This window comes from Pseudaeromonas sp. HNCC25DJ182 (assembly GCF_055413365.1).
On record NZ_JBVAYG010000004.1, the window covers coordinates 109,706 to 122,581 of the forward strand.

8 protein-coding genes are annotated in these 12,876 nt (G+C 57.4%); 5 read left to right on the forward strand and 3 right to left on the reverse strand.

The window, feature by feature from the left end; genetic code table 11:
• Positions 1 to 71: 71 nt before the first annotated feature.
• Both ACZYUB_RS05095 and asnB read left to right on the forward strand, forming a co-directional pair.
• Positions 72 to 827: an HAD-IIA family hydrolase gene (locus tag ACZYUB_RS05095; protein ID WP_463946075.1), complete on the forward strand. Its 756-nt coding sequence runs from the start codon at positions 72 to 74 to the stop codon at positions 825 to 827.
• 162 nt (positions 828 to 989) lie between these two features.
• Positions 990 to 2,663: an asparagine synthase B gene (asnB, locus tag ACZYUB_RS05100; RefSeq protein ID WP_463946077.1), complete on the forward strand. Its 1,674-nt coding sequence runs from the start codon at positions 990 to 992 to the stop codon at positions 2,661 to 2,663.
• 69 nt (positions 2,664 to 2,732) lie between these two features.
• On the opposite strand, the gene ACZYUB_RS05105 is transcribed toward asnB, so the two are convergent.
• Positions 2,733 to 4,439, reverse strand: a complete 1,707-nt coding sequence (locus ACZYUB_RS05105) for a glycoside hydrolase family 36 protein (RefSeq protein ID WP_463946078.1) — start codon at positions 4,437 to 4,439, stop codon at positions 2,733 to 2,735.
• A gap of 406 nt (positions 4,440 to 4,845) precedes the next feature.
• Between ACZYUB_RS05105 and ACZYUB_RS05110 the strand changes: the two genes are divergently transcribed.
• The 3 genes from ACZYUB_RS05110 (at position 4,846) to cdd (ending at position 6,951) form a co-directional block, all read left to right on the forward strand.
• Positions 4,846 to 5,214 carry a CidA/LrgA family protein gene (locus tag ACZYUB_RS05110; RefSeq protein WP_463946080.1) on the forward strand — a complete coding sequence of 123 codons (369 nt, stop codon included), beginning with the start codon at positions 4,846 to 4,848 and terminating at the stop codon, positions 5,212 to 5,214.
• On the forward strand, positions 5,211 to 5,906 hold the full coding sequence (locus ACZYUB_RS05115) for an LrgB family protein (RefSeq protein WP_463946082.1): 696 nt from the start codon (positions 5,211 to 5,213) through the stop codon (positions 5,904 to 5,906). Before ACZYUB_RS05110 ends, ACZYUB_RS05115 begins: the two co-directional genes overlap by 4 nt.
• Positions 5,907 to 6,030: 124 nt before the next feature.
• A complete protein-coding gene (gene cdd / locus ACZYUB_RS05120) occupies positions 6,031 to 6,951 on the forward strand; it encodes a cytidine deaminase (protein ID WP_463946083.1) in 921 nt (306 codons plus the stop codon).
• 259 nt (positions 6,952 to 7,210) lie between these two features.
• Here the strand turns inward: cdd and trpB are convergent, their stop codons facing one another.
• Together trpB and hrpA are read right to left on the reverse strand one after the other, a co-directional pair.
• Positions 7,211 to 8,434 carry a tryptophan synthase subunit beta gene (trpB, locus tag ACZYUB_RS05125; protein ID WP_463946085.1) on the reverse strand — a complete coding sequence of 408 codons (1,224 nt, stop codon included), beginning with the start codon at positions 8,432 to 8,434 and terminating at the stop codon, positions 7,211 to 7,213.
• A 174-nt stretch (positions 8,435 to 8,608) separates the two neighbouring features.
• On the reverse strand, positions 8,609 to 12,559 hold the full coding sequence (gene hrpA, locus ACZYUB_RS05130) for an ATP-dependent RNA helicase HrpA (RefSeq protein ID WP_463946087.1): 3,951 nt from the start codon (positions 12,557 to 12,559) through the stop codon (positions 8,609 to 8,611).
• Positions 12,560 to 12,876: the final 317 nt, after the last annotated feature.

Consider the following 12,876-nt stretch of genomic DNA (forward strand, 5'->3'; position numbering starts at 1 on the left):
CAAACATTGCAAAGCTCTTGAACTCCGGATACAACCTGAGGGATGCACCATCTGTAGCCAAGGAGCACCATTTGAGTAGTAAGCGAAGTGTTATCTGTGATATCGACGGCGTGATTTTACACAATAATCAGCTGATCCCTGGCGCCGATGGCTTTGTGCATCGCTTGGTTGAACAGGAAACCCCTCTCCTGTTTGTTACGAATTATCCCGGACAAACCCCCAAAGACCTGCAAAATCGCTTTCAAAGCGCAGGGGTCCATGTACCCGAAAACTGTTTTTATACCTCGGCGATGGCCACCGCCGCCTTTCTCACCCGTCAGGAAGGCCGAAAGGTCTATGTGGTGGGCGAAGGGGCTCTCACCCATGAACTCTACATGGCTGGTTTCAGTATCACGGATGTGGATCCTGATTTTGTGGTGGTCGGCGAAACTCGAAACTACAACTGGAACATGATCCAGCAAGCAGCCCAGTTTGTTGATCGAGGGGCTCGCTTCATTGCCACCAACCCGGATACTCACGGCCCGCATATGTATCCCGCCTGCGGTGCTCTGTGTGCGCCCATCGAGCGGATGACGGGTAAGCAGCCATTTTATGTTGGTAAACCCAGCGCCTGGATCATCCGGGCCGCCTTGAACAAGATGCAGGCACACTCGGAAAACACCATGATCATCGGCGACAATTTGCGCACCGATATTCTTGCCGGGTTTCAGGCTGGGCTGGAAACGGTATTGGTCCTCTCCGGAGTCAGCAAAATGAGTGATATCGACAAAGTCCCCTACCGTCCGAACCATATTTTTGAGTCAGTGGCCGATATCGACCTGATCTAAAGTGACGATTTTCCACGCAGTTGCACCAAACTTGCCGTTGAATGCTCTGAAACTGACATTTCTGCTTGCAGTGGGTCGGCGCCCTCTGGCAGATTGACGGGTGAGGAATGAAAAGGACCAGTGGGCCAACGTGGGGCCCAACTATTCGAGGATAAAGGAAGCATGTGTTCTATCTTTGGTATTCTGGACATCAAATCTGACGCCATTGCCTTGCGCAAGACCGCGTTGGAGATGTCCAAGCGTCTGCGTCACCGTGGCCCGGATTGGTCTGGTATCTACAGCACCGATAAGGCCATCCTGGTACACGAACGTCTGTCAATCGTGGATCCGGGTAATGGTGCGCAACCGCTCTACAACCCTGAACGAACTCACATCCTGGCCGTAAATGGCGAAATTTATAATCATAAAGAGCTGGAGAAGTCGCTGAGCGTCGATTTCCAGTTCCAGACTGGCTCGGATTGCGAAGTCATCCTGGCCAAGTACAAGGAGAAGGGCCCTGCCTTTCTCGACGAGATCAACGGCATTTTTGCCTTCATCCTCTATGATGCCGAGCAAGATGCTTATCTGATCGGGCGTGATCATATGGGGATCATCCCCATGTATATGGGGTATGACGAAAACGGCAACTTCTATATTGCCTCCGAGATGAAGGCGCTGACCCCGGTCTGCAAGAGTGTTCAGGAGTTTCCACCAGGACATTATCTGTGGAGCAAGGACGGCGAGCTGACCCGCTATTATGAGCGGGACTGGATGGACTACGACAACATCAAGGATAACGTCACCGATAAGTTGGCGTTGCGCGATGCCCTGGAAGATGCCGTGAAGCGTCAACTGATGTGCGACGTGCCTTACGGTGTCCTGTTATCCGGTGGTCTCGATTCCTCAATCATCTCGGCTATCACCAAACAATATGCTGCGCGTCGTGTGGAAGATGATGGCAAGTCCGAAGCCTGGTGGCCACAGCTGCACTCGTTTGCTGTGGGTCTTAAAGGCTCTCCTGATCTGGCGGCCGCACAGAAAGTGGCGGATCACCTGGGCACCATCCACCACCAGATCACCTTTACGGTGCAAGAAGGTCTGGATGCCCTGCGGGATGTGATTTATCACCTGGAAACCTATGACGTCACCACCATCCGTGCCTCCACCCCTATGTATCTGATGGCTCGCTATATCAAGGCCATGGGTATCAAGATGGTGTTGTCCGGTGAAGGCTCTGATGAGTTGTTCGGCGGTTACCTCTACTTCCATAAGGCACCCGATGCCAAGGAATTCCACGAGGAAACGGTTCGCAAGCTGTCGCAGCTGCATATGTACGACTGTCTGCGGGCGAACAAATCCATGGCGGCTTGGGGTGTGGAAGGACGCGTGCCTTTCCTCGACAAGGAGTTCATGGATGTAGCCATGCGCGTCAATCCTAAAGACAAGATGTGCGGCAACGGCAAGATTGAAAAGCATCTGCTGCGTGAAGCCTTCGAACACTATCTGCCGAAAGAAGTGGCCTGGCGTCAGAAAGAGCAATTCTCTGACGGCGTGGGTTACTCCTGGATCGATAGTCTGAAGGTGCATGTCGAGAATGAAGTCAGCGATCAGATGTTTGAGGCTGCCAGCTTCCGTTTCCCGATCAACACGCCGTTGACCAAGGAAGCCTACTTCTACCGCGCCATCTTCGAAGAGCATTTCCCGCTGGAATCGGCGGCTCGCTGTGTGCCTTACGGCAAGTCTGTCGCCTGCTCCACACCGAAGGCGCTGGAATGGGATGAGCAATTCAAACTGATGGCCGATCCGTCAGGCCGTGCTGTGATGGGCGTCCACAACGAAGCCCTGACCCAGGACTAACGAACTCTTGGTCAAGCTGAAAACAAAGGCCTGCAGATGCAGGCCTTTTTTATGATCGAATGGCAGGCTTTATACCCTGGCCGGATGCCAGATCACCAAGCCGCCATATCCGGGCAGAGTCCACTCACCCTGCGGCAACCGCTCGTTTGACCAGAAATCCTGGCTCGCGGGTGGCAATTCCAGTGTCACAGCATCCGCTTGCCAATTAAAATAGCAACGCAAAGTTCCCTGCTCCCAGGGCAGTTGAGCTACTCGATATTCCTCATCGACGAATCGCGCCGCCGGTGCCTGCGTATGAGCCAATTTCTGCAATCCGGCCACTACCTGCTGCTGGCGAGCCCCCAGATCCGCTAACCGATCGCCTAATAACAACATACCGCCACACGCCGCCATCATAGCGGCATGAAAGCTGTATTCAGCGGGACTCGCACTCTGACCTGGAATGTCCAACAAACACAGACAATCCGGATCCAGTTGCCAGAGTGTGTCAGCCTGCCAGCTGCGGGAGAAGATCTCCCGTGCGATTTGCCGGAAACGATGGCCACTGCGCTCCACATCATCCGCCACCCGCATGCCATGCACCAGGCCAAGAGATGGCCAGAAGGGGGCGTTACAACCGAGCAAGAAGACATCGTCACCGGTACCCGCAAGAATAGCGGCCATTCCTCGACGATAAGCCTGGATCCGCGTGGCACGCCGATCGGCAAACTGACCGCCGTGCAGCGCGCCCCAGAAGTTAGCATCCAGCTTGAAATAGCGGATGCCATATTCATGCCGCAAGGTATGAAACAGCTGCTGGAGATGTTGCTGCACCGCAGGCAAGGTGCCGTCGAGCACATACCAGGGCGTACAGCGCCAGCCGCCATAGGTGACCTTTTCCGCAGCAAGTGGCTTACCTTCTGCATCCTGAATAAACCACTCGGGATGCTGCTGGAAAATCTGCGAACCCGGCTCGGCAATAAAGGGCGCAACCCAGAGCGCTGGCTCCCGGCCTGCCTGGCGGATGGAGTGCAATAGCGGCAACAAGCCTCCGTCGAAGCGATCCGACGGCAGTAACCAATCCCCCATTGCTCTTTGGTAACCATCATCAATCTGGACAAATTCGAGTGCTGCAAAGCGCTCAGTCATTTGCGCCAGATTCTCTTCGATTGCCTCGCGGGTGACTTCGGCGTAGTAGTGATACCAGGAACACCAACCGGTGGCTCGCGGCTGAGCAGGCAGTGGCGGATGGCAGTGGTTAATGTGCCGGGAGAACTCGGTCAGCAGCTGCGCTCTATCGCTACCCGTCAGGACCACCAGAAACTCACTCTCCCAGTGCGCCCCCGGCAGCAGGCTCAAACCTTCGGTGTTCATCAGGATCTGTAGCCGCCCGTCCGGATAGAGGCGAAACTCGCCGCCGAAGCGGCGGCAACTGGCAAAGCCCAGCAGGATCCAGCCACCATCGGTCTGATACATCAACAAATTGTGAATGCTGTGATAGCCATGATCCGGGGTAATGCGGTAAACGCTGGAATCGGGGCAACGACCGATTGAGCGGGGTTCAGCCCAAGTGCCGTCGGTTTGCGCCAGCATCTGGAAACCTTCGCCATAGATGACGGTACCTGGCGTGGCGACCGGGCCATCGAATAACAGCCATTCGCTCAGGCGCATAACTGTCGGGCTGATATTATCCAGCCGCACGGACCAGACCGCGCCTTGGCGCGCCGGTGTTGCCAGTAAACCTGCCGCGGGTGAATAACCAGTAAGCGCGTCAAACCAGGTGTTAGAAGTCTTCATACTATCGGATCCCTGCGTAAGAATGTCTGCTTCTGGCTGCCGGGTGGCAGCAGCAAACATTTTTTCTATTTATACCTTTACACGAAAAAATCTGCGCTATAGTTAAGTTGCTACTCAGATTCGGAACACACATTGGGTAGCAGTAAACGACCGCTATATTGGAGGTCGACGTAAGTAGAGTTAATTCATGTACCATGTAACACACTGCCTCAACGGCAGCGAGCAACAGTAAGGGCAAGTCAGAACACCGACTTGCCCTTATTCATTTCTAGCGTCCTGACCTGCATTGTAATCACTGTCGATAAACATGAACTGAACACGACGCCACAGACCCATGATTCCGCCTGCCGAAACCATGAGAACATGGTAAAGTGTGAGCCATCCGTGATTTTTGGTTGTATCGCATATGACGAATCAGCAGATGCTGCAGCGCCTGATCGGCTATCTGGGTAGTTTTTTTATCATCTTGGCCTGTCTTGCCGTCGGCAAATGGATCTCCTCGCTCCTGCCATTCGCGTTTCCCGGCAGCATACTGGGTATGCTGATCCTGTTCTTGCTATTGAATTTCCAACTGGTGCGCATGCACTGGATTGAGCCCTCAGCCTCCTTGTTACTCCGTCATATGGCGCTGCTGTTTATTCCGGTTGCGGTTGGACTGCTCGCCTATCTGGATACCGTCATGGCCTCCCTCGGGGTGATCCTGTTGAACGTAGTGCTGGGGATCAGCTTGATCCTGCTAGTGGTCGGAAGGCTTTATCAGAGAATGAACCAATGATTTTCTACTTCGCTATCCCATTGACGTTCTTATTGTATTGGTTAACCCGTCAGCTCTATCGGTTAAAGCCGCTGCCGTTTATCAACCCGGTACTGATCCCGATGCTGATCATCATGGGGCTGATCAGCTTCTTTGGCTGGCCCCTGGCGGAGTACCAGTCCGGCGCCCGCCCCATCCATCTGCTGCTGGAGCCTGCCGTTGTCGCGCTAGCCATTCCTCTATACCAGCAAGCCAGCCAGATCAAAGCCCGGCTTAAACCCATCCTGATCTGCTGTTCTATCTCGGTGGTGATCAGCATCGGCATCACCTTTATCAGCTGCAGCCTGCTAACTGTGCCCTCGCAGATCATGAGCTCGATTGCCACCCGCTCGATCACCACTCCCTTGGCCATGAGCGTCAGTACCAGCCTCGGCGGCGTGGCCGCTATTGCGGCAGCTATTGTGGTACTGGTCGGCATTCTCGGCGCAGTACTGGGCTTTCCGCTACTGAAGCTGTTTGGTGTCACAGATCCGCAAGCCCAAGGCTTGGCCATGGGTGCTTGCTCCCATGCCGTAGGAACCGCCGCCGCCGCCGAGAAAGGCACCAGCCAGGGGGCATTTTCATCTCTGGCTATGGTGGCTTGTGGTCTGTTGACCGCTATTTTGGCGCCGTTGATGTTCGCGCTGTATGGCTGGCTAATCGGGGTTTTGTGATCATCCGCACAGCGTGCATCTCGAGAAACGTTTGCCTTTTGCCACCCCGCAAAACTGTGTCCGGTGTGGCAAAATTCTCCGGGGCTGACTCCATAAAATGGGCCCTCACTCGCTGGAGCCTTCTATGTCATCATCACAATCGCCATCCCCTTTTTCTGTACTCCCTGCCGTTCAGCAAGCAATTGACCAACTGCCGTCAGCGCTGCAAGCACCGCTCAACCAGCATCTGCAGCAACATCACTCGCTGGCCGTGATCCCTGCTGCCTTGATGCAGACCTTGATCGAGGCCAGCGGTCTGGATTGCCGGAGTGTCACTCTGGCCCTATTGCCGGTTGCCGCCGCCTACTCCTACGCTCTGATCTCGAATTTTCACGTCGGCGCCATCGTCTGGGGAGCTTCGGGCAACTTTTATCTCGGCGCCAATATGGAATTTGCCCGGCAAAGCCTGGGCCAGACCATTCATGCCGAACAGTGTGCCATCAACCATGCCTGGCTCCATGGCGAGACCGGCCTGGTCGGGATCACCATCAACGCCTCGCCCTGCGGTCACTGCCGCCAGTTCATGAATGAGACGACCTCGGCTCAAGGGTTGACCATCTATCTGCCCAGCACTCAGCAAACATTGCAACAGTTGCTTCCTGCAGCATTTGGTCCGCGGGATTTGGGCGTGACGGATGCCTTGCTGGTGAGCCAACAACTCTCGTTACCCGCGCTGGAAGAGCCTTCTGATCCTCTGCTGCATGCAGCCAGAGCGGCGGCCATCCGCAGTTATGCTCCCTACAGCCACAGCCATGCGGGGGTTGCACTACGGACCGAGCAGGGTGAGGTTTTTTGCGGGCGCTATGCCGAAAACGCGGCCTTCAATCCCAGCCTGCCGCCGCTGCAATCAGCCCTGATCATGCTGCGAATGGCCGGGTTTGCCCCGGATGCCGTGCAAGCGGTGGCGCTGGTAGAACGGAAAGAGAGCCAAATCAGCCAAGAGGCGGTGACGCTGGCCCTGCTCGAAGCCTACTCCATCACCGAGTTTCACTACCGCCAGCTGTAGCTCACCTCGTCGTCGCGGCCAGCGCAGCAGACGATAACGCCACCGTTATCTGTCATGTCAGTCAAGAGGCTCGATACGCCAACGGTTGGTTTCCCCCTGTCGACTCTGAACCGCAGGGGGCGGCCGCCCTGTGTATGGCCGAACGCTGCTTGGCTATTTAACGAAACATCTGCGATGACGAAAATAAAAAGGCTGCACGCTGGAATAACAGAGGGAGCCGAAGCTCCCTCTATTGCATGGACCTGAAAAGCCGGTGGACTCAGATCAGCGAGCCGATGCCGTACTCGGCACCGTAGTTCTTGATCACGAAGTCGATATCCTTATCGCCACGGCCGGAGAGGTTGACGAGAATGCTGCCCTTCTCGCCTTGCTGCGCCAGCTTCAAGGCATAAGCGACGGCGTGGGCAGACTCAATGGCCGGGATGATCCCTTCACTGCGCGAGAGGGTGAAGAAAGCATCGATCGCCTCCTTGTCATCAATCACCCCATACTGCACGCGCCCCATCTCCTTGAGGTAGCTGTGCTGCGGGCCGACGGAGGGATAGTCCAGACCGCTGGCCACCGAGTAAACCTCCTGCGGCTCGCCCTGTTCGTCCTTGAGCATGTAGGACTTGAAGCCGTGCATGATTCCGGGCTCGCCCTTGGTCAGACTGGCGGCGTGCTCCCCCGGAATTTCCACGCCACGTCCAGCCGGCTCGACGCCGTGGATCTTGACGCTGGCATCGTTCAAGAAGGCGCTAAACAGCCCCATGGCATTGGAGCCTCCACCGACACAGGCGACCAGATTGTCTGGCAGTTTGCCGGTCATCTGTTGGAACTGGATCCGCGCCTCATTGCCAATGATCGACTGGAAATCTCGCACCATCATCGGGAACGGATGAGGGCCAACCACGGAGCCGATGGCATAGAGCTGGGTCACCGGATCGGCCAGATAGGCTGCGAAGGCACCATCGACCGCCTCCTTGAGAGTCTTGCGACCATGGGTCACCGGTATCACATTGGCACCGAGAATGCGCATCCGCACCACGTTCGGATGCTCTTTGGCAATGTCCACCTCGCCCATGTAGATGTCGCACTCCAGCCCCACCAGAGCCGCGGCGGTGGCCAGTGCCACCCCATGCTGACCGGCGCCAGTCTCGGCGATCACCTTCTTCTTGCCCATCTTCTTGGCCAGCAGCGCCTCACCCAGGCAGTGGTTGATCTTGTGAGCCCCGGTGTGGTTGAGATCTTCACGCTTGAGGTAGATAGGCGCCCCGTAGCGCTCCGACAGGCTTTGGGCGTGGAAAATCGGACTCGGGCGGCCGACAAAATGCTGATACAGGCGGGTCAGCTCTGCCAGAAACGCCGGATCCTGACGAATGGCGTGATAAGCCTCGGTGATCTCATCGATGATGACCTGCAGCTCGGATGGCACAAAACTGCCACCAAATTCCCCAAAGTAACCGTTAGCATCCGGAAGTGGATGATCGAATGTATTTTTCATAGCAGCCTCCTGCGAACTTATGCGCTTCATGCGAAAGGGTCACAGCATAGGGATTCCATCACCCGTTGGCTGTTAGCCATGGCACAAAATCTCGCAGGAGTGGTAGCACACCCATGAGCCTGGGCGTCAGTTTCTGAAGTGGCCCCACCCCCACCGGGATAGGGCCATCTTGCGTCAGATCTTCACCGCTTGGATGGCCTGGGAGACTCGCTTATCCGAGATGGGATAAGGCGTACCCAGGGTCTGGGCGAAGAACGAGACCCGCAGCTCTTCGAGCATCCAGCGAATATCGCTCACCTCCGCCGGCACCGGCTGCCCCTTGGGCAACTTGTTTTTCAGTTGCTGGTACTCCTGCTCCACCGACTGCACCTTGAGCATGTAGAGGCGGTCCCGGTTCGGATCGGTCGGGATCTTCTCCATCCGTCGCTCGATGGCGCGCAGGTAGCGCAGCAGATCCGGGAGTCTCTGGTGACCGGTCTCGGTGACAAAACCGCGATGGATCAAGCGCTCTAGCTGGGCCTGAATATCCGAGTGGGCATAGGCAAGCTCCAGGGTCACCCTTCCTTTGAGGGATTTTTTGATGCCGTGGGCGGCGGTCAGGATCTGCTCGACCAGCTTGGCAATCTCCACCACGGTCTCGTTGAGATCGGCACGAATGCGCTCCTTCATCGCCTCGAACTCGTCGGCGTTCCACTTCGGCGCCCCTTGCGCCGCCATCAGCTGATCACAGCCACAGGCGATGCAGTCATCAATCAGATCCGCCACCTTGCCGAAGGGGTTGAAATAGAGCCCCAGCTTGGCCTTGTTGGGCAGCTTCTCTTGCAAGTATTTGATGGGATTGGGCACGTTGAGCAGCACCAGGCGTCGCTGCCCCGCCCACATGGCCTGGGCCTGGGCCACTTGGGAGTCAAACAGCTGGATCGCCACCGAATCCTTGTTGTCGATGATGGCCGGATACGCCTTCATCTCGAAGCCACCGCGCTTCTGGCTGTACTCCTGGGGCAGCGGGCCAAAGCTCCACAGGGTCAAACCGGACTGCTCGATGTCATTGTCCGCCACCTGAGAGAGGGTCTCTTGTACCTTGCCCTGCAACTCGAGTTTGAGAGTGGGCAGATCCTTGCTCTCGGCAATCTTCTTGCCCTTGTCATCCACCACCCGGAAGGTGATTTTCAGGTGATCCGGCACCGCGGCCAGATCCCAGCTCTCCCGCGGTATGGTCACGCCGCTCATGCGCTTGAGCTGTTTCTCCAGACAATCCAGCAGCGGCCCCATTTCGGGGTTGAGCGCCTGATTGAGCGCCGAGGCGTAGTTGGGCGCCGGCACGAAGTTCTTGCGCAGTTGTTTGGGCAGCGCCTTGATGAGCGCGACCAGCAAATCGTGGCGCAAGCCCGGGATCTGCCAGTCAAAACCCACCGCCTCGATCTGGTTCAAGATCGGTAGCGGAATATGCACCGTCACCCCATCAGCATCGGTACCAGGCTCGAACTGGTAGGAGAGCTTGAGTTTGATGCGGCCCTGGTGCCAGAAGTTCGGGTAGTCGAGATCGCTGATATGGCTGGCGTCGCCCTTCATCAGCATCTCGCGCTCGAAGTTGAGCAGCTCCGGCTCGCTCTGGGCGGCCTTCTTCCACCAGGTATCAAAATGACGACCGGTCACCACATCATGGGGAATGCGCTCGTCGTAGAAGGCAAACAGCGTCTCGTCATCCACCAGAATGTCGCGGCGGCGGGACTTGTGCTCCAGCTCTTCCACTTCGGCCAGCAGGGCGCGGTTTTGTTTGAAGAAAGCATGCCGGGTCTCGAAATCCCCTTCCACCAGAGCGCGGCGGATAAACAGCTCACGGCACAGCGCCGGATCTATGGTGCTGTACTGCACCTCCCGCTCCGGCACGATCGTCAGGCCGTAGAGAGTGACCTTTTCGCTGGCGAGCACAGCGCCGGCCTTTTTCGACCAGCGCGGATCCGAATAGGAGCGCTTGATGAGATGTTGGGCCAAGGGCTCAATCCATTCCGGCTGAATGCGCGCCGCAGTGCGGGCAAACAGTCGCGAGGTTTCGGTGAGCTCGGCGGCCATCACCCACTTGGGCGGCTTTTTGAACAGGCCTGAGCCCGGGAACAGCATGAACCGGGCGTTGCGGGCGCCGATAAACTCCTGCTTCTCGCCATCCTTGGTGCCGATATGACTAAGCAGACCGCACAGCAGCGCCCTGTGAATGGAGGCAGCATCGCCTGCCACCTCGTTATGCGGCAGCCCCAACTCGCGGGTGGCTTGGCGCACCTGATAGTGGATATCCTGCCACTCGCGCACCCGCAGGTAGGAGAGAAATTCGTGCTGACAGCGCTTGCGGAACTGGTTCTGGCTGTCCTCCTTCTGGGCGGTCTGCAGATAGTTCCACAGATTCAGGAAGGCGATAAAATCTGAATCCTTATCCTCGAAACGGCGGTGCTGCTCGTCACTAGCCTGCTTCTTCTCCATGGGCCGCTCGCGAGGGTCCTGAATGGAGAGCGCGGCGGTAATGATCAGCACCTCCTCCAGCACACCGTATTTAGGCGCTTCGAGCACCATCCGCGCCAGACGCGGATCCAGCGGAATGCGCGCCAGTTGTTTACCCAGCGGGGTCAGGCGTAATTCACCGGGTTTGGGCTCCCGTGCCGGGTGATGATGACCTCGGACGGCAGACTGAGCCGCTTGCCGGGCGGCCGCGATCTGCTCGCGGGTATCCAGTGCTCCCAACTCTTCGAGCAGGCGCACGCCATCACTGATCTGGCGGCTATCGGGCGGCTCGACAAACGGGAAGCTGGCCATATCGCCGAGCCCCAGCGAGAGCATCTGCAAAATGACCGAGGCTAAGTTAGTGCGCAGAATTTCCGGATCGGTAAACTCCGGCCGGCCCATAAAATCCGCCTCGTCATACAGACGAATGCAGATCCCGGGCGCCACCCGCCCGCAACGGCCTTTACGCTGATTGGCACTGGCTTGGGAGATGGGCTCGATGGGCAGGCGCTGCACCTTGGTGCGCGCCGAATAACGGCTGATGCGCGCCGTACCCGGATCGATGACATAGCGAATACCGGGCACCGTCAGCGAGGTCTCCGCGACGTTGGTGGCCAGCACTATGCGTCGCCCGGCATGGGGGCTGAACACCCGGTTCTGCTCGGCGTTCGACAGCCGCGAGTAGAGCGGCAGGATTTCGGTATCGCGAATGTTGCGCTTGCGCAGGGCATCGGCGGTGTCGCGAATTTCCCGCTCGCCGTTCATAAAGATCAGGATATCGCCCAGTCCCTCATGGCAGAGTTCATCCACCGCATCGAAGATCCCCTGCAGCGGGTCCTTTTCCTCCACACCATCCACCAGAGGGCGATAGCGGGTCTCGACGGGATAGGTGCGGCCAGACACCTCGATGATCGGCGCCTTGCCAAAGTGTTTGGCGAAACGCTCCGGATCGATAGTGGCCGAGGTGATGATGACTTTTAAATCCGGACGCCGGGGCAACAACTGCTTGAGGTAGCCGAGGATAAAGTCGATGTTCAGGCTGCGCTCGTGGGCCTCATCGATGATCAGGGTGTCGTATTGGCTGAGCAGGCGGTCATTCTGTATCTCGGCCAGCAAGATGCCATCGGTCATCAGCTTGACATAGGAGTCGGTGCTGACCTGATCGTTAAAGCGCACCTTGTAGCCCACCGCCGTTCCCAGCTCGCACTTGAGCTCCTCGGCGATACGGCTGGCGACGCTGCGGGCCGCCAGACGCCGGGGCTGGGTATGGCCAATCAGCCCCTGGATGCCACGGCCGATTTCCAGACAGATCTTCGGCAACTGAGTGGTCTTGCCCGAGCCGGTTTCACCGGCGACGATCACCACCTGATGAGCGGCGATGGCGGCGGCGATATCATCCTTCTTCTGGCTGACCGGTAAGTCAGCCGGATACTCGAGTTTGGGAACCTTGCCCGCTCGCTCCTCGGCCCGCAATTGGGCGGCCGCTATCTCCAGCGCCAGGGTTTCGAGGATCGGTTGCCGTTTGGTCTCCGGCACCTTCTCCACACCGCGCAGACGGCGACTGATACGCAGCCGATCCATGGAGAGACAACTGGAGAGGGACGCTTGCAATTGGGAAATGGATAAGGACACGAAAGACTCCACAAAAACCGGGGATGCCAACAGAAGAAAACGGGCATCGTCACGGGGCGCTATCCTAGCAGGGATCCCCTTATTAATCAGCAGGGGGCAATCCCGCTGTGGGTTTCAGGAGCAATGAGTTGGGATGGAGTCTGAACAAACAGCAGACAGTTAGCGGCAAAGATGCTGCCATCGAGTGGACAAGGTAGCACCCGCTGACACGCCATGAACCCATCCATGGGGGCTCCGCCGCGCCATCCCTGGCGCGGAGGGTCAGCTCAGTGCTACCCCGTCCCTCTGATGAGTGATCGACTATTGGGCAGCGAGTG